We start from the raw sequence: 25,798 nt of genomic DNA, 5'->3' as shown, positions 1-25,798 counted from the left end.
GCGGTCTTCGCCCCGGCGGTCTTCGTCCCGGAGTTCGTTGTTGTGGCTTTCGCCGTGGTGGCTGTCGGCCCGGTCTTCGTACGTGCGGACGGCGGCCGTCCGGCATCGCGTACCGCCTCGACGGCCGAGTCTCCGGCCGAGTCGGCGGGCGAGCCTGGGGCCGAGTCGGCGGGCGAGCCTCCGGTCGCGTCGGCGGGCGAGCCTGCGGTCGAGTTCTCGGCCGAGTTCGCGGCCGCACGCGCGCGGGCTGCCGCTGCCGCGGCCTGCTCCTGCGAGACGCCCATGGGGTACAGCAGCAGGTGCCCGGCGAGCACCGCCAGTTCCCAGGCCGTGACGCGCAGCATGGCGGCGGAGGGGCGGATCAGACAGCAGAGAAAGGGCAGGGCCTTCATCGGCCGACCTCCCGAACGGCACGCGAAGGACGCCTCTGTCCCCCGTCATGCCCTCATGGGGAGCCGTTGGGTGCGTACACGGCCCCCGTACACCGTGCTCGCCGATGACGTTGCGGTACCGGCGCGGACCGCCGACGGTGTCACCCGACGCGGATCCCGCGGCTGCTGCGCCTGCCGTACGTGCCGGCCATGCTGTCCGTTCCGTCTCTCCCGGCCGGCCTGTCCGTACGTGACGCGGTACCTCTTCCCCGCACACCGTGCGTGTGCATGGGGGCCTGTACGTACCCGGAATGCGCACTGCCGTGTCGCGCGGCTACGACGCGGCGGTGCGGCAATCTGCTGCGGCTCCCTGCGCCGCCCCGCAGACGCCCCCGCCGCCTTGCGGCGGCGGAGGTGATGCGGCGTACGACGCGTAGCGAACGTGTCCCACGTGTGATTTCCCCCTCCCTCCATGTCGCGAAACGGCTCCGTACGCGATGCTGGGGATAACGTTCGTTCACGCTGGCGGCCGCCCAGGCGGCCGCATATTCGGTTGTCGGCTCGACGGCGCTGGTCAAGGCCGGTGCCGCGCTTGGCTTGGAGGCAGTGATGGGTGTGACCGGTCCGATCCGTGTGGTGGTGGCCAAGCCGGGACTCGACGGCCACGACCGTGGTGCCAAGGTCATCGCGCGGGCCCTGCGGGACGCGGGCATGGAGGTCATCTACACCGGGCTCCATCAGACCCCGGAGCAGATCGTCGACACCGCGATCCAGGAGGACGCCGACGCGATCGGCCTCTCGATCCTCTCGGGGGCGCACAACACCCTCTTCGCGCGGGTGATCGAGCTGCTCAAGGAGCGCGACGCGGAGGACATCAAGGTCTTCGGCGGCGGCATCATCCCGGAGGCCGACATCGCGCCGCTCAAGAAGCAGGGTGTCGCCGAGATCTTCACCCCGGGCGCCACGACGGCCTCCATCGTCGAGTGGGTGAACGCCAACGTCCGCCAGCTGACGGCCTGAGCGAGCCGCCTCTCGTCCCGGCACTGGCCCCGGCACTGGCCCTGGCACTGGCCCCGGGCTGCGGGTCGGCCCCGCCCCTGGCCCCGGGCTCGGCCCCGTACCTGGCCCCGGGCCCGGCCCTGGCCTCGTCCCGGGCGCGGGGCACCCCCGCGCCCGAGGACCCGCCCGAGCCCCCGTCCGGCGGCCTGCCCGGGGGCTCACGGCCCCGCTCCGGCGTGCCCGGAACCCGCCCCGGCGCGCGGGGTGTCCCTCCCGGCGAGCTCCGTGAGCTCGGTCAGTTCGGCGTGCATCGTGGCGCGGAGCCGGAGGGTGCCGACCAGGCGCTGGAAGGCTTCGGACCAGTAGCCGTCCGCGCCGGGCGAGCCGTCCTCCGGTTCGCCGCCCTGGGCCGTGAGCATGTCGAGCCGGTCCGCCGCTGCCGGGTCCAGACACCGCTCGGCCAGCCCCATCACCCCGCTGAAGCTCCACGGATAGCTGCCGGCGTCCCGCGCGATGTCCAGCGCGTCGACCACCGCCCGGCCGAGCGGCTCGGTCCACGGCACGGCGCACACCCCCAGCAGCCGGAACGCGTCCGACAGCCCGTGCGACGCGACGAACTGCGCCACCCACGCCGCGCGTTCCCCCGCGGGCAGTACTCCCAGCAGCTTCGCCGCATCCCGCGACGACCCGGCCTCCCCACCGGATGCGGCGCTGCCAGAACCCCCACTGCCCAAAGCCCCACTCCCCGAAGCACCACTGCCGGCAGCGCCACTGCCGGAAGCGCCACTGCCCGGGGGGCCCAGGAGGGCCCGTGCCCAGGCGGCGTCGCGCTGGCGCACCGCCGCCCGGCACCAGGCGTCGTGCACCTCCGTACGCCGCCCGTCCGCCACCGGCAGCGCGACGATCTCCTCCGGGCCGCGGCCCTCCAGTAGCCCCGACCACACCCCGAGCGGCGTCGCCTCGAGCAACTGGCTCATCCACCACGCCCGTTCGCCCCGGCCGGCCGGGGCCTTCGCCACCACCCCGTCCCGCTCCATCCCCGCATCGCACGCCCGCGGCGGCGTTACGAGGATGACCGGCCCCGGTCCCGCAGCCGGCCGATCTCCGTCCGTGCCCTCGTACTCGACACCCTCGCCGAGCCGGACGCAGGCCGTGGCGCGTTCGGCCATGCGGGATGCGAGGGCGGACTCCGGCAGGGCGGAGAGCAGTTCGGCCGCTGTCGCCCGGACGTTACGGCTGCGGTCGGACAGCGCCTTTTCCAGGAACGGCTCGTCGGCCGGCGACAGTCCTTCGCGGAGCGAGTCCAGGAACATCAGCCGGTCCTCGGCCCGTTCGGTGGACCACGTGCCCGCGAGCAGCGTCAGGCCCGCCGCCGGATCGAGCCGGCGGGTCGCCGACAGCAGCGCGACCCGCTCCGCGAACAGTCCCTCCTCCCAAAGGCGTTGGCTCGCCGCGTGGTCCTGTCGCGCCGGCAGTGCCGCCGCGCCACCGATCCCGCGCAGCGCGAACTTCCAGTCGTCGTTCAGCCGCGCCAGCCACAGCGCCCGGGGCCCGGCCAGCGCGAGCGCGGCGGGCCGCAGGTCCGTACGGGCCCGTGCCGCGTCCAGCAGGGCCGGCAGCAGTGCGGCGGGCGCGCGGTACCCCCGCTCCCCGGCCGTCGCGAGCCACTGCGGCAGCAGCTCCGTCAGGTCGGGTGCCGCGCCGCGTCGGTTGCCGGGGTGTCCGCCCCGGTCGGCCAGCAGCAGCGCGAGCCTGCGCCGCGCCGCGTCCGGCAGCTCGGGACGCGGGTCCGGCGGGGCGACGGCCGGCCGCTCCGCGGCGGGCGCGGGGCGCAGGCCCGCCCGCCGTCGTACCGTGCTCACCGCGGCCGCGTCCAGCAGCGCGGCGGCGGGCTCCCGCCCCGCACGCACCGGCACCGGAGCGGCCCGCCGCTCCGTCCCGAGCAGCGCGGCACTCACCAACTCCCCCCAGGAAGTCACCCTTCGCGTACTTCCGCTCGTCCCTCTCGCCTCATTCACGGCTTCCATCCCCTCCGTCGGCCGTTCGGATCGTTCTCACCGCGTCACCGTTCTCACCGCGTCACTGGTCTCACCGCGTCACCGGTCTCTCAGCGTCGCCGTTCTCACAGGGCCACCGGTGCCGGATCCCACGTCGTCAGCGGGACGAAGCCCCGGTGGCCGCACTCACCGAAGACGGTGAGGGGGCCGCCGCCGGATATCGCGGCCAGCTGCCACAGGCCCGTACCGCCCTCGCAGCGCGGGTCCACGGGCAGCGCCGACTCGCCGTCGACGTCGGCCAGTTGCCATCCCGTGCCCGGCCGCCCCGGCGTGGGCGGCCGGCCCGGTATCGGTACGACGTCGGCCAGCACCACCGGCCAGGAGTCCAGCCAAGGGTCGTCGCGCAGCGCGTCACCGTACGCGGCGAGCGCGGCGTCCGCGCCGCACCCGGTCGGCACGCCTCCCGGGGCGGCCGGTGCGTACCGCTCGCCCACGGTGACGCGCAGCGGGCGGGCGCCCGGGTAGTACGTCAGGTCGGCGTCCAGGACGAGCCCCGGCGGCAGGGCGAGATCGTGCGCCCGCCCGGGGCCCGCGAAGGAGAGGTGCAGCGCCATCCGGCCCGTCCGCTCGCCCCGCATCCATATGCGCCGCGCGGTCAGCTTGCCCCGCGGGCCTTCCTCGCGGTCCTGCTGTGCCAGCACCAGCCACCGGTCCCGCACCGTCCGCTCCGCGGATCTCCCGGCGGAACTCTCCGCGGTCCTCCCGGCGGAACTCTCGGCCGGGCTCTCCGCCGAGGCATCCCCGGCGGCGTCCGTGTCCGCCGGCAGGCCCACTCGTGAGCGGACCGTGGCCGCCAGCGGCTCCGGAAGCCGCTCGATACCAAGGAGCCCCTCGTCGAGGAGGTGGAGCAGCGCGCACTCCTCCAGCAACCGGGACGGCCAGTCGGCGCCCGACCCCGGGATGGAGCCCAACTCCCGCACCCGGGACGCCAGTCCGGGCGCCTGCGCGTCCACCATGCGGGCCGCCGTCTCGTCCCAACTGCCGTACCCCGCGCGGTCCGCCGCGGCCAGCCCGGAGCGCAGCAGGTCGGCGAGGCGGCGCTCCAGCTCCTCGGCCCCCGCGCCGACCCGCTGCGCCCGGCGCTCCGCCCGCCGACGCGCGGCCGCCGGATCGGCGAGGCCCTTGCTGCCCTTGTCGCCCTTGCCGCCGTCCTTGTCCCCCTTGCCCGGCCGGTCCTCGCGGTGCTCGCGCCGGCCGGACAACCACTCGGCGACCCACCGCGGCGGCTCGCCGGCCCTCACCACACGCCCGTCCTCCCCGTCCGTACCGACATCCCCCTCCGTGCCGTCATCCCCCTCCGCGCCGTTCTCCGCCGCCCACAGCAACAGCAGTCCCAGCGCGTGCTTGCACGGGAACTTGCGGCTCGGGCAGCCGCACTTGAAGGCAGGCCCCGTCGTGTCCACCATCGCGCGGTACGGAGTGCTCCCGCTCCCTTTGCACACACCCCACACCGCTCCGTCGCCCGCGCCCAACTCCGACCACGGGCCGGGCGTCGCGAGCTTGCCGCCGGCCTTGCGCGACGCCGCGTCGGGCGCCACCGCCAGTACCTGGTCGGTCGTCCAGCATTCCCCCTGCGCTCGGGGGTTCGGGGTCTTCTCCCCGTCCATTCCCAGCATGTCGAAAACGCTAGACCCAGCCACTGACAATCGCTCTGACCAGCACGTTTGTCACGGCGAGGCCGATTGTCAGTGGCATGGTGCAGTCTGGAATCCGCAAGCGGCCCGCGGGTTGCGGGGTGCGGGTCGTACGGCTTGGGGCAAGGGGGAGTCATGTCTTACGCGATGGCGGAGAACGGCGCGGGGAGCGGCCGGGGGACGGCGGCGGAAGCCGGGCGGCGGGACGGCGAGGCGGTGGCACTGCGGCCGCACGCGGAAGATGCATTCGCAAAGGAGCTGGCCGCGCTGGCGGCCGCGGACGACCGGCCGCGGCCCGAGCGCTGGTGCCTCTCGCCGTGGGCGGTGGCGACATATCTGCTCGGCGGCACGCTCGCCGACGGCACGGTGATCACGCCCAAGTACGTCGGCCCGCGCCGCATCGTCGAGGTCGCGGTCACCACCCTCGCGACCGACCGCGCGCTGCTGCTTCTGGGCGTTCCCGGCACGGCCAAGACATGGGTGTCGGAGCACCTCGCGGCGGCGGTCAGCGGCGACTCCACGCTCCTGGTCCAGGGCACGGCCGGCACGCCGGAGGAGGCGATCCGGTACGGCTGGAACTACGCGCGGCTGCTCGCGCACGGCCCCAGCCGGGACGCGCTGGTGCCCAGCCCGGTGATGCGCGCGATGGCGGAGGGCATGACCGCGCGGGTCGAGGAGCTGACGCGTATCCCGGCGGACGTCCAGGACACGCTCATCACGGTCCTGTCGGAGAAGACGCTGCCGATACCGGAGTTGGGGCAGGAGGTGCAGGCCGTCCGCGGCTTCAACCTCATCGCCACCGCCAACGACCGCGACCGCGGGGTCAACGAGCTCTCCAGCGCGCTGCGCCGCCGCTTCAACACGGTGGTGCTGCCACTGCCGGCCACGCCGGAGGAGGAGGTCGACATCGTGACGCGCCGCGTCGAGCAGATCGGCCGCTCGCTGGACCTGCCGCCGGCCCCGGACGGCATGGACGAGATCCGCCGGGTCGTCACGGTCTTCCGCGAGCTGCGGGGCGGTCTGACCGCGGACGGGCGTACGAAGCTCAAGTCGCCCTCCGGGACGCTGTCCACGGCCGAGGCGATCTCCGTGATCACCAACGGACTGGCGTTGGCGACCCACTTCGGAGACGGCGTGCTGCGCCCGGCGGACGTGGCGGCGGGCATCCTGGGCGCGGTGGTCCGGGACCCGGCGGCCGACCGCGTCGTCTGGCAGGAGTACCTGGAGTCGGTCGTCCGCGAGCGCGACGGCTGGAAGGACTTCTACCGCGCCTGCCGGGAGGTGAGCGCATGACGGAGCGGACGGAGCACGGCACGGGGGAGCGGCGGGCGCCCGGGCCGTGGCTGCTCGGGGTGCGGCACCACGGGCCCGGGTCGGCCCGTGCGGTCGGTGCGGCCCTGGCGCAGTGCGAGCCGAAGGCGCTGCTCATCGAGGGGCCGCCGGAGGCGGACGCGCTGGTGGCGCTGGCCGCGGACGAGGGGATGCGGCCCCCGGTCGCGTTGCTCGCGCATGTGACCGACGATCCGGGGCGCGCCGCGTTCTGGCCGCTGGCGGAGTTCTCCCCGGAGTGGGTGGCGCTCCAGTGGGCGCTGCGCCGCGGCGTCCCGGTGCGCTTCATCGACCTTCCGGCGGCGCACTCTCTGGCCGAGCCGGAGGGACCTTCGGGCGCGGGCCCGGAGACGGAGGCGCCTTCAGCCGCGCATTCAGCCGCGGAGGCGCCGTCCGCCGCGGAGGCGCCGTCCGCCGCGGAGACGGTGCCGACTGGGCCGGCGGAGCCGGCCGGCCCGCTGGTGGACGAGGCGCGCCTCGATCCCATCGGGGTGCTCGCCGCAGCCGCCGGTTACGACGACGCGGAGCGCTGGTGGGAGGACGTCGTCGAGCACCGCGGTACGGGGAGTGGCGCGGGGAGTGGTGCGGGAGGGGAGCCCGGTGACGCGCTGGCGCCGTTCGAGGCGCTGGCCGAGGCCATGGGGGCGCTGCGGGAGGAGTACGGCGACGGCGGGGACCCCCGTGACGCCGTACGCGAAGCGCACATGCGGCTGCGACTGCGCGAGGCGCGGCGGGAGTTCGGGGACGACCTCGCGGTCGTCTGCGGCGCGTGGCACGTACCGGCGCTCGCCCGCCGTACGACCGTCACCGCCGACCGCGCCCTCCTCAAGGGCCTCCCGAAGGCGAAGGTGTCGCTCACCTGGGTCCCGTGGACGCACCGCAGGCTGTCCCGGACCAGCGGTTACGGAGCGGGCATCGCCTCGCCCGGCTGGTACGGCCACCTCTTCAGCAGCCCCGACCGCCCCATAGAGCGCTGGCTGACCAAGGTCGCGGGGCTGCTCCGGGCGGAGGACTACGCCATCTCCACCGCCCATGTCATCGAGGCGGTGCGGCTCGCCGAGTCGCTGGCGGCGATGCGCGGCCGCCCGCTCGCCGGCCTCACCGAGACCGAGGACGCGGTGCGCGCCGTGCTGAGCGACGGCTCCGACGTGCCCGCCTCGCTGATCCACGACCGGCTGGTGGTCGGCGATGTGCTCGGCGAGGTGCCGCAGACCGCGCCCGCCGTGCCGCTCCAGCGGGACATCGCGCGGCTCCAGCGCACCCTCCGCCTCAAGCCGGCGGCGAAGGAACGCGAGCTGGAGCTGGACCTGCGCAAGGAGACCGACGCCGCGCGCAGCCGGCTGCTGCACCGGCTGCGGCTGCTGGACATCCCGTGGGGCGCGCCGGCCCATTCCCGTACGAGCACGGGCACGTTCCGGGAGACATGGCGGCTGCGCTGGGAGCCGGAGCTGTCGGTGCGGGTCGCGGAGGCGGGCATCTGGGGGACGACCGTGCTCGCCGCCGCCACGGCGCGGGCGGCGTCGGACGCGGCGGACGCGAGCGCGCTCGCCGAGGTCACGGCGCTGGCCGAGCGCTGCCTGCTGGCCGAACTGCCGGACGCGCTGCCGGTGGTGATGCGCGTACTGGCCGACCGGGCGGCGCTCGACGCCGACGTCGGCCACCTCGCCCAGGCGCTGCCCGCGCTGGTGCGGTCGGTGCGGTACGGCGACGTGCGCGGCACGGACGCGGCGGCGCTGCGCGAGGTCGCGGTCGGCCTGGCCGAGCGAGTCTTCGTGGGCCTGCCGCCGGCCTGCGCCTCCCTGGACGCGGAGGGTGCGGCGGAGATGCGGACGCATCTCGACGCGACGCAGCAGGCCGTGGGACTGCTGTCCGCCACGGCGGGGGACGGCGCGCCCGAGTCCGCGGCCGGGCCGTCCGGTGAGGTGCCGTCCGGTGAGGTGCCGTCAGGACTCCGGGAGCGCTGGACCGCTGTACTGCGCGTGCTGGCGGAGCGGGAGGGCATACCGGGGCTGATACGGGGCCGCGCGGCACGGATCCTCGTCGACGACGGCCGGCTGGGGGACGGCGGGGCCGCTCGGCTCATGGGGCTCGCGCTTTCGCCGGGCGTGCCGCCCGCCGACGCCGCGGCCTGGATCGAGGGGTTCGTCGGGGGCGGGGCCGGCGGGGGAATGCTGCTGGTCCACGACGAACGGCTGCTGGCGCTGCTCGACGGCTGGCTGACGGGGGTGCCGGGGGAGGCGTTCACGGACGTACTGCCGCTGTTGCGGCGGACGTTCTCGCAGTACGAGCCGGGGGTGCGGCGCACGCTCGGCGAGCTGGTACGGCGCGGGCCGGTGGCCGCGGGGCCGCCTGGCGGCGGTACGGCGGTCGGCCACGGTGCCGCGGGCGGCGGCGGCGAGGAGGCGGCGGCCCCCGGCTTCGGCCCGGGCCTGGACCGCGACCGCGCCGCGGCCGTCCTGCCGACCCTGCATGCCCTGCTGGGCGGTGGGCCCGACGACGAAGCCCGCGCGCTCATCACCACATGTACGGGCACGGCTACGGGCACAGCTACGGACACATCCACGGGGGAGATGCGATGACTGCGGAGCCGCTGGCGACAGGACCGGAAACCGGCACCCATCCCGAAGAGCGCATGCGGCGTTGGCGGTTGGTGCTGGGCGGGGGAGACGGGGACGGGACCGGGTGCGAGCTGCGGGGGCGGGACGCGGCGATGGACGGTGCGCTCGGGGCGCTGTACGGCGGCGGGCCCGGCGAGGGGGCCGGCGCCGGAGGGCCCGGCGGGCGTGGCGGCCGGAAGGAGGGCGCGTCCCGCTCCGGGGGGCTCGGCGGCTCCGCGCCCGTCGTGGCCAGGTGGCTCGGCGACATCCGCCGGTACTTCCCCACCCCCGTCGTCCAGGTGATGCAGCGGGACGCGATCGACCGGCTGGGCCTGTCAGCGCTGCTGCTGGAGCCGGAGATGCTGGAGGCCGTCGAGGCCGACGTCCACCTGGTCGGCACGCTGCTCTCGCTGCACAAGGCCATGCCCGAGACGACGAAGGAGACCGCACGGGCGGTCGTGCGCAAGGTCGTCGAGCAGTTGGAGAAGCGGCTGGCGAGCCGGACGCGGGCCACGTTGACCGGCGCGCTGGACCGCTCGGCGCGGATCAGCCGGCCCCGCCACCGCGACATCGACTGGGACCGCACGATCCGCGCGAACCTCAAGAACTACCTCCCCGAGTACCGCACGGTCGTGCCGGAGCGGCTGATCGGCTACGGGCGGGCGGCGCAGGCCGTCAAGAAGGAGGTCATTCTCTGCATCGACCAGTCCGGGTCGATGGCGGCGTCCGTCGTGTACGCCTCGGTGTTCGGCGCCGTGCTCGCCTCCATGCGCTCCCTCGACACCCGGCTGGTCGTCTTCGACACCTCGGTCGTCGACCTCACCGACCGGATCGACGACCCGGTGGACGTGCTCTTCGGTACGCAGCTGGGCGGTGGCACGGACATCAACCGGGCGCTGGCGTACTGCCAGTCGCGGATCACCCGGCCCGCCGAGACGGTCGTCGTGCTCATCAGTGATCTGTACGAGGGCGGGATACGCGACGAGATGCTGAAGCGGGTGGCGGCGATGCAGGCGTCCGGCGTGCGGTTCGTGACGCTGCTGGCGCTGTCGGACGAGGGGGCGCCCGCGTACGACCGGGAGCACGCGGCGGCCCTGGGGGCGCTGGGGGCACCGGCGTTCGCCTGTACGCCGGAGCTGTTCCCGGAGGTGATGGCGGCCGCGCTGGAGAAGCGGCCGCTGCCGATACCGGACCCGACGGGCTGACGGGGCGACGGATCGACGGTCGCTGCTGCCTCAGCCGGCCCGTCTCGGCGGAGTGTTCGCAGGTCGTACACCCTGCCGCCACCTGCCGTCACGTGCCGATACCGGACATGGCGGAGTAACAGTGACAGGTGGCACAGGGGACTTGCGCGGCACCTGGCTGCTCGTGCAAGTATCTGGGCATCGCCCGATCACCCGCGACGTGCTGTGTGATGCGGGGTGCCCTGAGCGCCTCGCTCCCGGTCGCCGTCCTACGGGAAGGTCCCCCTTGCCTGCTGTGCTCGCCCTGCCTGCCGCCGTGCGCCTGCCGCGCACCGTGGCCGTGCGGCGTGCGCTGCTGAGCGGGCTCTTCCTGATCGGCTTCGTCGTCCTCGCCGTCGCCTTCGGCGGCGGTACGGCACACGCGGCGGACACGACGCAGATGGCCGAGACGCGGACGGAGGCGCAGGGCGCCTTCTCCGACGACTCGACCGGTACCGCCGGCTCGACCGGCTCCACCGGTACCTCCGGCTCCGCCACGACGCGCGACACTTCCGCCACCTCCGCCGCTTCGGCCCCCACCACCACCGACGAGCGTTCGCCGCTCGCCGGCTCCGGTGCGGCGCTGCAGCGGGAGGCCGCGGACCGTCAGGCGCGGGCCAAGGAGGCCGGCGCCCGGCTGTCCGCCGGCGCGCAGGCGTCCGGGGAGCGGCTGGGCGAGGCCGTACGCCCCCTGACGGACCGCCTGCGGCCCGTCACCGACCCGGTCACCGCTCCGGTGCACGAGGTCGTTCAGGGCGTGGGGCACGCGACCGGGCTGCCGGTCCGGCTGCCCGGCGACGGCGTGGGCCAGGGCCGGGGCGGCGAGCAGCCGCAGTTCGGTGACGTGCGGGACAGCGGCCGACAGCACGTGGCCGTGGCCGAACGGTGCGGCGACCGCACCGGCGGCGACCGGTCGACGGCTCCGGTGGACACCACCGGCGGCCCGGACCGTACGGCTGCGCGGGCCGCGGCCGACGGCGCCGGCGACGCACCCGGCCAGGGCGGACTGCCCGGCCACCTTCCGCAGGGCCCGGTCGCACCGGCCCCGCACACCACCGGCGACGGCAACGGCCCCCGAGGCGGGGACCAGCACGCCGTACTGCCGGGCGGACACCCGGGCTTCGGGCTGGTGCCCGGTGGCGTACGGGCGGCGAGCGGCGCGCCGACGCGCGAGTTCAGCGCCGATATCCTCGAATTCCCGGGCTAGGGCAGACCTCCCGCCGGATCTCCGACACACGCGCCTCCACCGACACACGGTGAGTGAGCGCACGGATCCGACGGCCGTCAGCACCTCTGGACCTGCCGCGCGGGGGCGGGACAGGTCTGCCCACACACCTCCCGGAATCCGAAGGACTCATCACCACCATGCGCAACAACATCCGTCGTTCCATCGTCGTCGCCGCTGCCGCCACCGGTCTGTTCGCCCTGGGCACCGCGGGCGCCAACGCCGCCGAGCTGCCCGTCGACGCCCCTGACACCGGTGCGGTCACCGGTACCGTCCAGCAGAAGCTGCCGGCCGGCGAGCTGACCGGCGCGGTCAAGGACACCGCGGGCCAGGCGACCGGCACCGTCGAGAACACCGTGGGCGACGCGGCCGGCAAGGTGACCGGCGCGCTCCGCGGCGGCGACGTGCACACCACGGACGGCCTGCCGTCCGCCGGTGCCCTGACCGGTGGCCTGACCGGCACCGACGCGCTGCCCACCGGCCGCGTCGGCGACGCGACCGGCACGCTGAAGGACGTGCAGAAGAAGGCCGACCTGAAGAAGGTCGCCAAGGCCGCGAAGACCGCGGGCAAGGCGACGAAGGCCGCGGGCAAGGCGGCCAAGACCGTCAAGGGCGCCGTCAAGCAGGTCCAGCAGGCCGGCAACCTCCGTCTGCCGGCCGTCCCGTCCCTGCCCGTCCAGGGCGTCCCCGCCCTCGACCTCCGCAGCCTGCCGGTCGAGGCCCCCGCCGCCCAGCTCCCCACCGAGCTCCCGGTCCAGGTCCCCAACGCCGAGCTGCCCACCCAGCTCCCCGCCGACCTGCCGGTCGAGGCCCCCGCCGCCCAGCTCCCCGCCGAGCTGCCGGTCCAGGTCCCCAACGCCGAGCTGCCGGCCGAGCTGCCCACCCAGCTCCCCGCCGAGCTGCCCAACACCCCCGAGCTGCCCGACGCCTCCGGTGTCGCTGACGGTCTCGTCACCTCGCTGGCCGGTACGGACCTGCGTCCCGGCACGCTGACCAACCCGGCCCAGGGTGCCCTGGCCACCGCTCGCCCGGTCGTCGACGCGACCGCCGCCGACGTGCTGCCGCCCGTCGCGCAGCGCGCGGTCGGCAAGGTCGTGCCGGTCGCCCAGGACGCGGTGGGCGGCGTGGGCCTGCTCGCCGGTGACGCGGCCGGCCAGGCCACCCCGTTCGCGCAGGGCGTCGCCGCCGACACCCAGGTGTTCGCCGAGGGCGCGGCCGCCGACGCCGTGCCGTTCGCGCAGGGCACGGTCGCCGACGCGCAGGGCTTCGCCCAGGGCGCGGTCGCCAACACGGTGCCGTTCGCGCAGGGTGTGGCCGCCGACGCCCAGCCGTTCGCGCAGGGTGTCGCCACCGACGCCGTGCCGTTCGCGCAGGGCCTGGGCACCACCGTGGCCGCCGACGGCCAGGAGACCGCGGGCAACGCCGTCGCCGGTGTGCAGCGCATCATCCCCGTCGACATCGCGCAGGCCGACCTGACCAGCCCCGCCAACATCCCGGCGCTGCCGGTCCTGGCGGGCTGAATGCCGTACCCCGGGTCCGGCGCCCGGGAGCCCCTCGGCCGGCGTTGTGGGGACGCCGCCCGTACGGGCACCGGTAACCGGAAGCAGCCATAAGCAGTACAAGCCGCTGGACGGCCCTCTTTGGGGAGGGGGCCGTCCAGCGGCTTTTGTGCTGCGGGGAGGAGCCGGGTGCCGCTCCTCAAAACTCAGAACCCAAGACTCAGGACTTCGGCACCTTCAGCCGCTCCCAGGTCACCTTCCCCGGTATCCCGTCCGCGTCCTTGCCGGAGAAGCCGAGCTTGCGCTGCCACGCCGCGTAGGACCTGCGGTCGGCCTCCGTCCAGTACGGGCCGGGGCCGTCCTCGTAGTGCGAGCAGTCCTCGGCGACCAGCCGCTTGCCCATCGCCGTGATGATCGGGCTGTGCGCGCCGGCCTGGAAGAAGCCGCCGCCGGGAAAGCGTTCGTACCGGGCCGGGCGCGGCCTGCCGCCCTCGGGCTTCTCGGGCGCCGGCCGCTCCGGAGCCGGCTTCTCGGGCGTCGGCCGCTCCGGAGCGCCGCCGCCACTCGGCTTGCCCGCGAGCCGTTTCTTGATGCGGTCCCGCATCCCGTCCATCGTGAAGCCGCGCGGGTCCGTCTTGCCCGGCTGCCACTCCTTGTGGCCGATGACGGACTTCTCGGTCCAGCCGTGCGCCCGGCAGATCGCCGCGGACACCTTCTCGATCGCGGCCTTCTGCTCCTCGGGCCAGGGGTCGTCGCCGTCGCCGAGGTTGATGCACTCGAAGCCGTAGAAGTGGCGGTTGCCGTCGGTGTTGGCCGCGTTGTCGTGCGGCAGCTTCGACTCGTTGACCACCGCGCGCAGGACGTCGGAGTCGCCGAGCCCGGCGTGGTTGGCGCGGCCGTTGCCGACCAGCCAGACCTCGCCCTTCTTGTCGATGACGCCGTGGCACAGCGGTCCGGGCAGCCCGGAGCGGCCCTCGTAGCAGAGCTCGACGGAGCTGTCGGTGCCCTTGGTGACGGTGTGGTGGATCATCACGCCGTTCAGCGGGCCCCACAGCCCCTTGGTGTTCCTGTTGTGCCGACGCCAGTTGCGGACTTCGTGGACGGTCAGGCCCTCCTTGCGCAGGACCTCCACCAGGCGCGACGCGCTCAGCGGCTCGGCCATCGTTGTGCTCCTTCCTCGGCCCGCCCGGGCGGGCCGGTCCCCCGGTCGACGGCGCGCGGAATCACTCCGCGCGCCGCCCGTACGTACTGGGTGGCGCGGTCCCCGTGGCGCCACCCGCCGGTGTCACTCCTCCGTCAGCGACTCCGCCTCCGCCGTCGTCTGCGAGCGCAGCGCCGCGCCGTGCGCCGGGCCGGCGGAGGCCACGTCGGCGGGCTCGCTCTCGGCGTCCGCCGCGGCGTCGGCGGCCCGCGCCTCCTCCTCGGCCGCCAGTTCCTCGTCGCTGGCCGCGGCGATCTCCCCGGCCAGCGGTTTGAAGGCCAGCCGCAGGTCGGAGACGGTCTTCTCGCCCATCACCCAGCCCAGCGGCGCGTAGTGGACCTGCGGCCCGAGCGGCCCCTGGAGCAGCGGGCGGCGCGCGGCGTCCGTCGGCCACTCCACGTTGCCGGTGGCCGTGCGGGCCGGTACCAGCCAGAAGTCGCCGCTGCGGTAGGTGCCGCCGGCCGCGAAGTACACCTCGACGCCGTCCTCCAGCGGCAGCCAGGCGCCTTCCTCGATGCGCACCGCGCCGTTCCGCAGCTGCCCCGAGGCGCCCTTCTTCGTCTGCCGCTCCTGCGCCCGGCCGCCCTCGCGGTGGTCCCAGCGGCGCAGGTACGGGTGGAGCTCGGGCCGCCGCCCGACGCCCTGCGCCGGCTCGTCGGAGAGGCGCACCCGGCGCCCCGGCAGGTCCAGTTCCTCGACCCGCAGCAGCGGATGGGCCTCGAGCCGCGAGGCGACGGCGGAGTCCACGAACTCCACCCGGTCGCCGACGTCCAGGTCCAGCTTGTCGTCGCCGCCGAGCGAGGCCAGCTCGACCCAGGTGCCGTCCAGGCCGTCGACCGGGAAGGTCACCGAGCCGTTCTCGCGGGACCACTTGAAGGTGGCGTCCTTGGCGGCGCCGCCGTCGTGGATCTCCACCCGGTACAGCTGGTTCTCCGGGCCGCGGTACCGGGCGTCCGGCTTGACCAGGCACGGGTCGTCGTCGGCGTGGTCGGGGCGCTCGCTGCGCACGGCGAGCCGCGCGGTCGCCTTCCGCTGCTCGGCGACCCACTTGCGGAAGGCCTCGCGGACCGGGCCCTTCTTCGTCTCGTCGCCGTCGACGTCCAGCTCGCCGCCGGGCAGCGGCAGCACCTGCCAGACGACCTTGAGCCGGGCCGCGGTGTCCGGCAGCGCCGCGCCGAGCGCGACCTCGCGCAGCGCCGGGTCCTCGGCCGCGGTGACCGAGCGCTCCCACACCTTCAGGTAGGCGAGGTACGGGAACTGTGTGGGCAGCCGGTCGCCGGGGCGTTCCGCGTCGCGGTAGGCGTCGGGCTGGTCCCAGTACGTCCAGGTGGCCGGCGGCTCGGCGGCCGCCCCCTCGCCGTCCTTGGCGTCGTCGTCGGCGTCGTCCTTGGCACCGGCAGCGGCCGGGTCCGGCACCGGCTCGCCCGGCTGCGGCCGGTACGCCTCGACCAGGATGCCGTCGACGTAGTACCGGCCGGGGCTGATCGACAGGTCGTCCAGCTCGCGGCTGCCGCCGGTCATGTCGATCTTGAATCCGGCGTCGCCGGCCGGGCCGCCGTGCTGGCCTATCAGGTCGGTGGCGGTCATCCGGGCCTGGTAGAGCTGGATCGCGGTCTGCTCGTTGGCGTCTGCGTCCAGCTGGACGCGGCCCTGCTGGGCGAGGACGGCGGAGTAGTGGGCCTGCGGCCGGAAGGTGATGCGGGAGAGATCAGCGTGCATCGGAAGGGTTCCCCCTCGGAAAGAAGCTCGTCGTTGTCGGCTGGCGGGTGGGGTGGATCGGTTCAGGTCACGAAGAAGATCCCCGCATCCGTTCCGGCCGGTGTGTACTCCGCGAGCCGCGCCCGCAGGCTGTCCTCGCGCTGCGGCTGGTACAGGTCGTGGAAGGCGCCGAGTTCGGCACCGTCCTCGGCGGCGCGCCGGCACCCCTCGCCGGCCGGGCCGTCCGCGCCCGGCGCGGTCAGCTGTCCGTACGCGGGCGTGCCGTACCGCTCGCTGCGCAGCACCGGCCGTACGGAACCGGCCTGTTCGGCGCCCACCAGGTCCGGCAGGCAGCGGTACCGGCGCGGCGTCCGGGAGCCCGGCGTGACGTAGGAGTAGCGGAGGCAGCCGATTTGCCGGCGGGCGACGTGCAGCCGCCCGGTGAACAGCGAGTTCTCGGCGATCTGCACGGCGTGCACGTGGACTTCACCGATGACCGTGGTGCGATGCGCGTGGAGCACGGCGTGCGCGTGGCGGCAGTCGGGCGCGGACAGCGCCTCGCGGTCGTGGCCCGTCGCGTCCAGGATGCTGTCCCGGATGTGGATCGGCAGCGGGTCGGTGGACACCTCGTCCCCGATGACCTCGATCGTGCCGAGGATCGTCCGGTCGATCTCCACGCAGGCGCTCGTCCGGTCCAGTACGAGACTGGGCTCCTCGGGGGAGTGCGGGTGGCACTCCGGCTCCAGCGACCAGCCGGGGACGAGCGTGCAGTGCCGCAGCGCGAGCGCGCCGACCGGGCCCTGGACGTTGATCCCGCGCCCGGTGATCAGCAGTCCGTCCAGCACCATCCGCGGCCGGTCGCCCGCGGCGCACTCCTCGTCCCGCGCCCGGATGTTCAGCGCGTCGGGCCGGTTGCTGTACCAGTCCAGCAGCCGGATCACCGGCCGCGTGCCCTCGGCGGCGCGTACCTCCAGGCGGTCGCCCGGGTCCAGGTCGAAGTCCAGCTGCTCCTGGTAGGCGCCGCTGTGGGTGATCTCGATGATGCCGTCGGGGCCGCAGCGCCCGGCCCGCCGGTCGTGCTGCCACTGCCCGTACGCGTCCATGATCCGCTGGTACGTCTGGCCGGGCCCGACCCGGTACACCGCCGCGTCCGCCGGGGTCTCCCGCTCGCGGAGGTACTCGCCGCCGCCCAGGTCGTCCCCGAAGGCGTAGTGGTACGTGACCCACACACCCTGCCGGGGCGCCGAGCGGGAGCCGAACGCGATGCGGCCCAGCTCAGGATCGACCGCGACCTGGCCGCGCTTGGGCCGGTAGCGCCAGTCGCTGAGGTCGGCCACCACGATGTCGGACGGGTCGACCGGCTCGTGCTGCCCGTCCCGCCAGATCGTGAAGGACTTGCCGGGCCCGTAGTAGTCGGCGAGCCGGTCGTGCAGCTGGCGCCGCCGGACGTACGCCGGGACGTTGTCGATGGTGGCGATGTGGGTGGCCGACGGCTCCGGCTCGGGCTTGGTGACCAGCGGGGTGTCGTTACCGAGGATGGAGAACGTGTAGAGGTTGCGGGCCCGGTCGATGCAGTACGCGGGCGCCCGCGTCACCGAGTACGGCTTCAGCCGCCACACGTACAGGCCCACCCCGGCGGGGGACAGGCCGCCCTGGCGGCGCCGCGAGTCGGCCCGGCGGACGTCCGCCGAGCGGGCCGTCGCGCCGAACGGGCCGCCCGCGAGGTCCAGCCCCGCGCCGTCCCGCACGTCCACCAGCCGGCCGCGCGCGGCCCGCCGCTCGTTGCCGGCCGCGGTCCCCGAGCCGTACAGCTTGACCGGCTGGTCCTGGGAGACCAGCCGGGAGAACTCCACGGCCCGCGCGGGCCACCCGGCCACCTCGGCGGACAGCTCCTCCAGCAGCGAGAGGGTGCCCTTGCGGCGGCGGTTGGCGACCGTGGACGCCACGTCGCGGCGCGGGGCCAGCGCCTCGGCCAGCCGCCGCCGCGAGGAGTCCGGCAGCCCGCCGTCCTTGAGCCCGGTGGCCAGCACCCGTTCGTAGCCGGGCAGCGGCTTGTACCCGACGAGGTCGCCGAGGTAGGGCAGCACCCACTCCGCGGCGGTCTCCACGAACCAGTCGTCGTACTGCTGCTCGACCCCGTCGCGTACGAGATCGACCTGCTCGGCGATGACGGCGAGCAGCGCGCGCAGTGGCTCGCCCTGTTCGGCGTCCCGCAGCCGGTGCCACTGCGGGAGCAGCTCCGCGAGCCCGTCCGGCTCCCTGGACATCACTTGACCTCCGTCAGAATCATGGTGTCCGCGACCTGCGGCGAGAACAGCGCGAGCTGGGCAGGCCGTATACCGCGGAAGACACACACCGAGCGGCCCTTTGCCAGCGGCTGGGTATCGGTGATGTCGGGGTTGAGACGCAGCAGTTCGGCGAGCGAGATGCCGTTGCGGCCCGCGACCGAGCTGATCGGCTCGCCCTTCTCGTCGGTGACCCGGTAGGTCTGCTCGTCGTACGTGGCCCGCCGGGCCGGCACGGTCGTGCGCGGCCCGGCCAACTCACCGGCGAGCCCCGCGAGATCGGCGGGCGTGGCGGAGGCCGGTACGCCCGTGAAGGCGTCCACGTCCACGTAGTCCACGCCGGGCACGGACTGGGCGGTGGCCAGCACCTCCGACAGCCGCGCGGGCTGCCCCAGTTCGCGTCCTTCATAGCCCAGGCGGCGCAACAGGGCGGCCCGCACCCGTGGTTCGACCGCGGCCCACGAGTAGTCGGGCGCGACCTTGACCTTGGCGACCAGCAGGAGCAGTACCAGCTCCCGCACGTCGACGCGCACCGGCAGCGCGGCGTCGCCGTACTCCGCCAGCGAGGACCGCAGCGCCCGCAGCACCTCGGCGTCGGCCGCGACCGGATTGTCGTCCACCCCGGCCACCGTCAGGTGCAGCACCTGCCGCCGCCCGTCGTACAGTTCGGCCGCAGCCGCCCGGCCGATGCCGGCCCGGGAGCGCGCGAAGTCCTCGTAGTCGGGGAGCGAGACCAGCCGGTCCAGCGCTGAGACGGCGAGCGGGACGGTACGGCGGGTGAGGCCGGGGCCGTCGGCGTCCGCGCCGCCGGTGGCGGGCTGCGGGTTGGTGACGCCGGTGACGCCCAGCGGGCGGGTGATCGCCTGGGTGATGCGGCCCGCCTTGACGTTGGCGGCACGCCCTGTGCCGAAGCGGTAGCGGGCCCGGACGTTCTCGTGGCCGGTGGGCAGCCGCGCGCCGTGCACGCCGTCGCCGAAGGTCACCGTCGTCCGGCCGTCCCCGGCCGCGCCCAGGACGTACACCCGCTCGCGCGGTCCGCGCCCGGCCAGGCTGTCGACCCGGTGCCACAGCAGCCCGTCGACCCGGACCTCCAGCTCGGGCACCGCGCCCAGCGGGTTGTCGTCGGGCAGCCAGGTGAGCGGGGACTGCCACAGCGCGAACGCCTGGTTCGCCTGCTCGGCGTTCCCGCTGCCCAGCGGCTCGTCCCGGCTCTCGCCGTGGGTGGCGGGCACGACGTTGCCCTGGATGCGGACGGTGTCGCGGCGGTACCGGTAGGAGAGGTCGGCGGTGAGCGTGAGGACCGTGTGGACGTGGTCGCCGGGCAGCTCCTCGTCCAGCCGCTGGTCGACCGCGGCGATCACCGCCAGCTCCGTGCCGCGCACCCCGGCCGAGCCGGGGATGTCGGTCCGCTCGCCGGAGACGACGATGTACCGGCCGGGGCGCAGCCCCTCGTACAGCTCGGCCAGCTCCAGCTCGTTGCCGTGCACGTCCTCGCCCAGCGGCTCGTCCGCCATCCGCAGCGGCTCGCCGCCCGCGTGCACGGTCGTGTCCCGGATCGCCGACAGCACGACGTCGTGCTCGTCCAGCCACGGGTCGGCGAGGGTCAGCTCCGTGCCGCGCCCGGTGATGCCGAAGTTGGTGTACGCGGCGGTGCGGACGGCCGTCACGCGGGTGGTGACGAACGCCAGCTTCTTGTCGCCGGGGATGCCGTCCGGGCCTTCGGCGCCCTTGCGGGGCCGCTGGACCGCGACCCAGCTGCCGACGGTGATGCCGTCCTGCACGGACTCCAGCGGCAGGACGTAGCGGTTGGCGGGCGCGGGCACGGTCGCGATGCCGATCTCCACGGCGGGCGGCTCGCTGCCCGGCGTGCGCCGCACCGTCACCTCGTACTCGCCGTGCCGGACCTGGTGCTTCTCGCCCGGCGCGAGGTCCCAGGTCTTCGTGTCGCCGTTGTTGACCGCGACCTCGATCTTGCCGTCCTCGTCCGGGCGGGCCACGAACAGGGAACGCTCGGGCAGCCCGGCCAGCAGCCGGACGGTGACCCCGGGCTCCTGGGACTCGGTCGGGCGGCGGCCCAGCCAGCTCAGGTCGCGGTCCTGCCCGGTGCGGGTGGACACCTGGACCCGGCCGGGGCCCAGGTCGAAGGAGCTCTCCGACGGCAGGTTCTCGGTGTACTGCACCGAGCTGCCGGTCTCGGCGTGCTGGAACTCCGCCTTCACCGGCACCTTGCCGGCCGTGTCGAAGACGATCCGCACGCTGGTCAGCACGCCGCCGCTGAGCGGCCAGTCCGCGGTGCGGATCACCCGGCCCGCCTCGTCCTGCACGGGCTTGAGCGGCGCGGTGGCCCCGAAGGGCGCGGCCGTCACCCGCATCGCCAGCAGCGCCCGCAGCGCGGCGGGCGTCGCGGGCGCGGCCTGCCGCCACGCCGTGTACATCCCGTCGGACAGCCGCGGGTCCAGCGCGGACAGCAGCCGCGCGGTGAGGTCCGAGCCGGGCGCGAAGAGGCGTCCGGGGTCGCGCGAGACGGCCCGCGCGCCGGACGGGGGCCGCACGACGCTGGTACGGAGGGCGGGCAGTACGGCATCGAGGGCGCGGAGGGCGGGGGTGGGCTCCGGTGCCCCGCTGCTTTTGAGTTTCGGCGCCGACGGCGGCACGGTACGGGCGGGCTCCAAGTCCCCGGCCCGCTCCCGCACCTCCCCGACCACGGCTTCCAGCTGCTCGAACCAGGCCGCGACCGCCTCGTACGGCGCGGCCAGCACCTGTGCCTCGGCCAGCCGCTCGTGCGGTCCGGCCAGCCGTGCCGCGAACGCAGCGGGCGTCTTGGCAGCCTCGCCTTCCAGGTCCTTGCGCAGCGGCGCCAGCACCTGCGTGTCGAAGGTCTCGATCAGCTTGCTGACCGGCCGCGGGTTGGGCGTCTCGGCGGTGGGCGGCCCGGGCTCGTCCGGATCGTCGGGGTCGCCGCCGTCCTCCGGCTCGGTGATCCACTGCTTCAGCTCGTCCACCAGCTCCTTGAGCGTGGCCGGTGCGGACTGCTGCAGCCCGATCGCGGTGACGTCCTCCTCCCGGTCGATGCGGACCCTGGCGACCGGCAGCAGCCGCTGCTCCTTGCCGCCGAAGTCGAACAGCAGCTGGTCACCGGTCTGCAGGGAGGTGGCCGTCCCCGACACGTACAGCTCGGACCGTTTGCGGAGATCCTCGGCGACCAGCAGCGCGGGCCGCCGGCGCCGGACCTTCAGCTCGTTCCACGCCCAGCGCGCGGTGAGGTCCTCGCTGGTCTCGAAGGTCTGCGACTCCTCGCCGGTGGCCGCCGGCACGCTGTGGCTGCGCGCGCCGCGCGGGATGACGACCGGCAGGTCCTCGGCGCGCGGGTCCTTGTCGAGGGTGTACGCGAGGTGGGTGTCGGCCGCGACGCCGGGGCGCGGCCGGTGCCCGACCAGCCGTCCGAGCAGCGCGAGGGACCGGTGCTCATTGGCGGTGCGCAGATAGCCCTCGTCCGCGATCCGCTCGCTGTGGAAGGTCAGTACGTCGCCGAGGACCGCCCAGGCGTCCAGCAGCCCGATCGCCGGGTCGTCGGTGGTGCGGACGGTCAGGCCGCGCAGCGCCGGGTAGGCGGGCGAGGCGAGCCGGTCCAGCATCCCGGCCAGGAACGTGCCGTACGTACCGACGCGGTAGTCCAGGGCCGTCCGGGCCGGCGGGTTGTACAGGGCGTCCGGGGCGCGCCGCTCGTCGCTGCCGCCCCCGCAGCCGCAGCCGCACGTGGCGCTCATCGCGCACCTCCGAGCGCTCCGAGATCGATGACGAGGCGGCCGTTCTCCGGGCGCTCGGGGTCGTTGTCGCACACGGCGATCTCCAGCGGGCCGAGCCGCAGCACACCGTCCTCCAGTGCTCTGTTGTCGAGGTGTTCCTGAGACGAGAAGCGCTGCAGGCGGGTCACCCGCACGCTCTCCACGCCCGGTACGGCCGCGGCGACCGCGGTGAGACGGCTCAGCCGCACCGGCTCGCCGAACGTCAGCGCGTCCGGGTGGAAAAAGCCCAGCCGGCCGCCCGGGAGCCGGCGGTTGCCGAGCACCCGGGTCAACTCGGCCAGGATCCGCCCGTGTTGATGCCCCGGCGCCGCGCACACCTCGATCTCGATGTCGAGCGGCACCGTGCGGGCCGGCTCCACGACCAGGTCGTGCCCGATCCGCCGGTAGCTCTCCAGCGCGTACGCGACGGAGTCCAGCAGCTGGGGCGTGGGCTCGCCCGTGCGCGCCGCGTCGATCGCGACGTGCGCCTCCTGCACGCTGCCGGTCCAGCGGATCTCGGCCGCTGCCCGCTGCACACCGGGCAGCGCGGACGCCAGCTCCGCGTAGTCGGCGGCGGTGACGGCCCTCTGGCGGGTGCGCTTGAGGTCGAGCGGCGCGAGCTGCCGTACCTGATCGACAGATTCGGGCGCGACGCCGCCGATCGCGGGCAGCGGGTTCCGCACGCCCGCCACCGGCATCGGGTCACCCCCGTCCGACTCCTCCGCCGGACGGCTCAGTACGAGGTGGTTGATGGCCTCGGCGCCCACGTTGCCCGCCGTGCCGCCGCCCAGCCGGTAGTGCAGCGTGAGCCGGCTGCCGGGCTCCGGGCGCGCGCCGTACCGGCCGTCCCCGAAGCGCAGCGCGATCCGCCCGTCGTCCTCCAGCTCGCCCACGAAGTGCCGCTCGCGCGGCCCGCTGTCCAGCAGGTCGCGGCGCGGCACCCAGGTGTGCTCGCCGTCCTCGATCCGTACGGCGGGCAGCGCGGCCCGGGGGTCGGGCGCCAGGCTCGCCGCCGGGCCGTGCAGCACCGGCTCGTCCGGGTGCAGCCCCGCCGCGTACGCCGGGCCCCAGCTGTGCGCGATCTCCCAGGCGATCCGTCCGTCCAGCACCGCGCCGGCCCGCGCCCGCGCGCTCAGCACGTCCAGGCGGCGCAGCTTGGCCGCCAGCAGCCGGTCGCCGCGGTGCAGCAGCTCGCGCAGCGCCCGTACGGGGTGCCGGTGCAGTTCGAGGCGTTCGAGGATGTGCAGCCCGAAGACCACCGTCAGTTCGGCGATCTCCGCCTCCGACAGCCCGTCGTGGTCCCGGGCGCTGCGCCACAGCTCCACCAGCCGCGCCCGCACCCGCACCCGGATACCGGCGAGCCGCTCCGCCTGCCCCGCGGCCACCAGCTCAGGGCGCGGGAACGGCACGGTCTGCGCGACGGGGGAGCGGTGCAGTACGGGCCGGAAGCGCGCCTCGATGCCCGGGTACACGGACTGCGCGAGCAGCGTGCGCAACGCGTCGGCCTGCGCGTACACCGTCCCCGGCACCACCTTCTCGCGCCGCTGCCCGGCGAGCTCCAGGCCGAGCCCGGCCCGTACGGTCGCCTCCTCGCCGACCACCTCGAACAGCTCACGGATGTCGTCGGCGGTCAGCGCCTGATGGCACTCCGTCTTGCTGATGAGGTGCTCGATGGTGCGGGCAGTGGCGTTTCCGTCGCCCTTGTGGTCCGCGCACCCGAAGGCGGGCGGCTCGCAGGACCCGGTCACGGCCGGCAGGGGCGGCACGGTCACCGTCTCCGGTACGCCCTCCGGGCACTCCCCGAAGGTCAGCGACCGCCCGTGGTCGACGAGCACCACATTGCCGCGCGCCACGCTCACGTCGTCCACCGGCGCGCAATCCGTCCCGCCCCGTGTGGACAGGCACAGCGGGAACGTCAGCGCGTCCTCCTGCGCCCAGGTGATCTCCAGTACCGGCTGCCCGTCGAGCTGGTCGACGGCGGGGGTGACGGACGTCAGCCGGACGGCCTGCCGGTGGCTCGGGTCCTGGTCGCCGGGCGTGCCCGTACGCGGACCCTTGACCTCCTCGAAGAGCAGCAGGTCACCGGGGCTGAGGCGCAGGGAGCGGACCTCGTGGGTGTCGTCCGCCCACTCGTCCCGCAGCGTCGCCGAGGTGGCGCCCTTCGGCAGCGCGCAGACCTCATCGCCCCAGGTCCACAGGCGGATCGCGTTGTGCTCCGGGCGCAGCCGCAACGGCGCGTCGCCGACCGGCTCGAAGACCTCCACGGACCCGCGCTCGTCCAGTACGGCCAGGTCCCGGTCGTCGATGACGGTCCCGATCTCCGGCCGGTCGCGCGGCCCGTACGTACGGAAGTCCACCGCCGCGAAGCGGAAGGTGCCCGGGAGGAGAACGAGGTCGGTGGCCGCCTCCACGGACACGAAAGCGCGCGCGCTGCACCCGTCGTGCATCGGGTAGTCGATCAGCCGCACGTGCCGGCGCACCGACACCCGGCGCCGCGCCGTGTCGAGGTACGCCTCGGTGGCCACGGCGTCCTGCTGGTAACTGATCTGATCAGCGGTGTACGCCAGCAGCTCGACCAGCGTCATGCCCAGGTCGGCCGGGTTGCGCTCGACCCAGTCCGGTGTGGTCAGCCGCAGCCGGTCGAGAACGAGCTGCCGCAGCGTGTCGTAGTCCCGCGCGGTGTAGTCGATGACGGGCGCGGGCTTGAAGGTGTCCGGGCAGTCCGCCTCCTCTTCCACACAGTCGAAGGGGCTCGGGCAGTCCGTGCGAAACCGGAACTCGGCGGCGAAGTACCGCTGATCGAACCCTTCGTACGGCTCCGTCCCCGGTCGCCCGTAAGGATCGGTGTCCACGATCGACAGCCGGTACCGCGACGTATCCCCGGTCCGGTCCAGCACCACATGCAGCCGGTCGTCGAGCTCGGGATCCTCCTCCCGCTCGACCGACACCTCCAGCGCCTCGAGCCCGGTGATCCGCCGGCCGCCGTCGATCCGGATGTTCTCCGGGCACAGTCCGTGCGGCGCCTTCCCGAGGAAGGTGACGGTCAGCGTCACCCCGTCGTCCGCGACCTCCACGCCGTCGATGCCGTTCAGCCGCGCGGCTCTGATCCGCCCGCGCCGCTGGTCGGTACGGCACACCAGCTCACCGCTGATGAGCTGCTGGTCACTCATATCTCGCCCCGCCCCTCGAACACTTCGTCGCGCCTGCTCGCGGTGGAGCGCACCACATAGCGCAGATACACCCGTACGACGTTCTCCTCGCTCACCACGTCGAGCGCCTCGACCTCGATCAGATCGCCGAGCCAGCGTTGCAGCGACGCCTGCACCGACAGCTCCACGGCCGACGCCAGCTCCGGACTGTTCGGCGTGAAGACGAGGTCGAGCAGCCCGCACCCGAAGTCCGGCCGCATGACCCGCTCACCGGGACTGGTGAACAGCAACTGCTCGATCAGATCCCGCACATGCTCGTCGTGGTCCGCGTGCGCGGTCCGCCCCCGCCGGTCCGTCCGGAACGGAAAAGCGATCTCACTCCGCACTTTCTTCACAGCCCTCATCGGCTGGACACCCCCTGGTGGACGGGCGCCACGACCGGCGGGCCCTGCGGCACCAGCCCGGCGCTGAAACACATCGCCGCCGAGGTGTCCAGCAGTACCGGCACCCCGTCGATCCGTACCTCGTCGCCGCCGCCGGCCGGCATCCAGCGGACGCTGGTGCACGGCTGCGGACGGCCGCCGACGGAGTGCGGGCAGCTGCTGATCGTGAAGAGGTCGGCCGCGGTGGCCACGGGCGCACCGTCGACGCGTACGCCCGTGCCGGCGGCCGCGGTGGACACCGCGCGCCCGCCGTGCGGACAGCTGACCACGGCTCCGCCGTGGACGAGATTCCCGGTCACCACG

General features: G+C 74.6%; 15 protein-coding genes. 6 read left to right on the top strand and 9 right to left on the bottom strand.

Features of this window, described 5'->3' with window-relative positions; all coding sequences use genetic code 11:
* Window positions 1-980 precede the first annotated feature (980 nt).
* Complete coding sequence (locus ACZ4MH_RS10480) at window positions 981-1,391, top strand: cobalamin B12-binding domain-containing protein (RefSeq protein ID WP_351599528.1); 411 nt, start codon at window positions 981-983, stop codon at window positions 1,389-1,391.
* 197 nt (window positions 1,392-1,588) lie between these two features.
* On the opposite strand, the gene ACZ4MH_RS10475 is transcribed toward ACZ4MH_RS10480, so the two are convergent.
* Window positions 1,589-3,397, bottom strand: a complete 1,809-nt coding sequence (locus ACZ4MH_RS10475; protein ID WP_467754459.1) for a DUF5691 domain-containing protein — start codon at window positions 3,395-3,397, stop codon at window positions 1,589-1,591.
* Between the two features lie 95 nt (window positions 3,398-3,492).
* Window positions 3,493-5,034 carry an SWIM zinc finger family protein gene (locus ACZ4MH_RS10470; protein ID WP_351601775.1) on the bottom strand — a complete coding sequence of 514 codons (1,542 nt, stop codon included), beginning with the start codon at window positions 5,032-5,034 and terminating at the stop codon, window positions 3,493-3,495.
* 174 nt (window positions 5,035-5,208) lie between these two features.
* On the opposite strand from ACZ4MH_RS10470, the gene ACZ4MH_RS10465 reads away from it, so the two are divergent.
* From ACZ4MH_RS10465 to ACZ4MH_RS10445, 5 genes are all read left to right on the top strand, one after another.
* Window positions 5,209-6,354 (top strand): ATP-binding protein, encoded by a 1,146-nt coding sequence (locus ACZ4MH_RS10465; RefSeq protein ID WP_351601778.1) that lies wholly within the window; start codon window positions 5,209-5,211, stop codon window positions 6,352-6,354.
* The gene (locus ACZ4MH_RS10460) at window positions 6,351-8,969 is read left to right on the top strand and encodes a DUF5682 family protein (protein WP_467754458.1); all 2,619 of its coding nucleotides are present in this window, start codon (window positions 6,351-6,353) and stop codon (window positions 8,967-8,969) included. Before ACZ4MH_RS10465 ends, ACZ4MH_RS10460 begins: the two co-directional genes overlap by 4 nt.
* Window positions 8,966-10,192, top strand: coding sequence for a VWA domain-containing protein (locus ACZ4MH_RS10455; RefSeq protein WP_351601814.1), 1,227 nt, complete (start codon window positions 8,966-8,968; stop codon window positions 10,190-10,192). The genes ACZ4MH_RS10460 and ACZ4MH_RS10455 overlap by 4 nt, the downstream gene beginning before the upstream one ends.
* A 265-nt stretch (window positions 10,193-10,457) precedes the next feature.
* Window positions 10,458-11,417 (top strand): hypothetical protein, encoded by a 960-nt coding sequence (locus ACZ4MH_RS10450; protein WP_351601817.1) that lies wholly within the window; start codon window positions 10,458-10,460, stop codon window positions 11,415-11,417.
* Between the two features lie 158 nt (window positions 11,418-11,575).
* Entirely contained in the window at window positions 11,576-12,955 is a 1,380-nt protein-coding gene (locus ACZ4MH_RS10445; RefSeq protein ID WP_351601820.1) for a hypothetical protein, read from the top strand.
* A 199-nt stretch (window positions 12,956-13,154) separates the two neighbouring features.
* Here ACZ4MH_RS10445 and ACZ4MH_RS10440 read toward each other — a convergent pair whose 3' ends face one another.
* From ACZ4MH_RS10440 to ACZ4MH_RS10410, 7 genes are all read right to left on the bottom strand, one after another.
* Window positions 13,155-14,096, bottom strand: coding sequence for a peptidoglycan-binding protein (locus tag ACZ4MH_RS10440; protein WP_351601823.1), 942 nt, complete (start codon window positions 14,094-14,096; stop codon window positions 13,155-13,157).
* A gap of 123 nt (window positions 14,097-14,219) precedes the next feature.
* Window positions 14,220-15,854, bottom strand: a complete 1,635-nt coding sequence (locus ACZ4MH_RS10435) for a DUF6519 domain-containing protein (protein WP_351602136.1) — start codon at window positions 15,852-15,854, stop codon at window positions 14,220-14,222.
* Window positions 15,855-15,916: 62 nt separating this feature from the next.
* Entirely contained in the window at window positions 15,917-18,100 is a 2,184-nt protein-coding gene (locus ACZ4MH_RS10430; RefSeq protein ID WP_467754457.1) for a hypothetical protein, read from the bottom strand.
* The gene (locus ACZ4MH_RS10425) at window positions 18,100-21,885 is read right to left on the bottom strand and encodes a putative baseplate assembly protein (RefSeq protein ID WP_351601840.1); all 3,786 of its coding nucleotides are present in this window, start codon (window positions 21,883-21,885) and stop codon (window positions 18,100-18,102) included. Before ACZ4MH_RS10425 ends, ACZ4MH_RS10430 begins: the two co-directional genes overlap by 1 nt.
* Window positions 21,882-25,073 carry a putative baseplate assembly protein gene (locus tag ACZ4MH_RS10420; protein WP_467754456.1) on the bottom strand — a complete coding sequence of 1,064 codons (3,192 nt, stop codon included), beginning with the start codon at window positions 25,071-25,073 and terminating at the stop codon, window positions 21,882-21,884. The genes ACZ4MH_RS10425 and ACZ4MH_RS10420 overlap by 4 nt, the downstream gene beginning before the upstream one ends.
* Window positions 25,070-25,456 carry a GPW/gp25 family protein gene (locus tag ACZ4MH_RS10415; protein ID WP_351600810.1) on the bottom strand — a complete coding sequence of 129 codons (387 nt, stop codon included), beginning with the start codon at window positions 25,454-25,456 and terminating at the stop codon, window positions 25,070-25,072. The genes ACZ4MH_RS10420 and ACZ4MH_RS10415 overlap by 4 nt, the downstream gene beginning before the upstream one ends.
* On the bottom strand, window positions 25,453-25,794 hold the full coding sequence (locus tag ACZ4MH_RS10410) for a hypothetical protein (protein WP_351600813.1): 342 nt from the start codon (window positions 25,792-25,794) through the stop codon (window positions 25,453-25,455). Before ACZ4MH_RS10410 ends, ACZ4MH_RS10415 begins: the two co-directional genes overlap by 4 nt.
* Window positions 25,795-25,798 lie beyond the last annotated feature (4 nt).

The organism is Streptomyces sp. NPDC026301, from assembly GCF_055567935.1.
Note: the sequence above shows the minus strand (reverse complement) of the source record. Positions and strands in the feature narration are given on the sequence as shown.

Coding starts and splice junctions, on each gene's coding strand:
- ACZ4MH_RS10480 (WP_351599528.1), top strand. CDS start 981: ATGGGTGTGACCGGTCCGATCCGTGTGGTGGTGGCCAAGCCGGGACTC.
- ACZ4MH_RS10475 (WP_467754459.1), bottom strand. CDS start 3,397: ATGGAAGCCGTGAATGAGGCGAGAGGGACGAGCGGAAGTACGCGAAGG.
- ACZ4MH_RS10470 (WP_351601775.1), bottom strand. CDS start 5,034: ATGGACGGGGAGAAGACCCCGAACCCCCGAGCGCAGGGGGAATGCTGG.
- ACZ4MH_RS10465 (WP_351601778.1), top strand. CDS start 5,209: ATGGCGGAGAACGGCGCGGGGAGCGGCCGGGGGACGGCGGCGGAAGCC.
- ACZ4MH_RS10460 (WP_467754458.1), top strand. CDS start 6,351: ATGACGGAGCGGACGGAGCACGGCACGGGGGAGCGGCGGGCGCCCGGG.
- ACZ4MH_RS10455 (WP_351601814.1), top strand. CDS start 8,966: ATGACTGCGGAGCCGCTGGCGACAGGACCGGAAACCGGCACCCATCCC.
- ACZ4MH_RS10445 (WP_351601820.1), top strand. CDS start 11,576: ATGCGCAACAACATCCGTCGTTCCATCGTCGTCGCCGCTGCCGCCACC.
- ACZ4MH_RS10440 (WP_351601823.1), bottom strand. CDS start 14,096: ATGGCCGAGCCGCTGAGCGCGTCGCGCCTGGTGGAGGTCCTGCGCAAG.
- ACZ4MH_RS10435 (WP_351602136.1), bottom strand. CDS start 15,854: ATGCACGCTGATCTCTCCCGCATCACCTTCCGGCCGCAGGCCCACTAC.
- ACZ4MH_RS10430 (WP_467754457.1), bottom strand. CDS start 18,100: ATGTCCAGGGAGCCGGACGGGCTCGCGGAGCTGCTCCCGCAGTGGCAC.
- ACZ4MH_RS10425 (WP_351601840.1), bottom strand. CDS start 21,885: ATGAGCGCCACGTGCGGCTGCGGCTGCGGGGGCGGCAGCGACGAGCGG.
- ACZ4MH_RS10420 (WP_467754456.1), bottom strand. CDS start 25,073: ATGAGTGACCAGCAGCTCATCAGCGGTGAGCTGGTGTGCCGTACCGAC.
- ACZ4MH_RS10415 (WP_351600810.1), bottom strand. CDS start 25,456: ATGAGGGCTGTGAAGAAAGTGCGGAGTGAGATCGCTTTTCCGTTCCGG.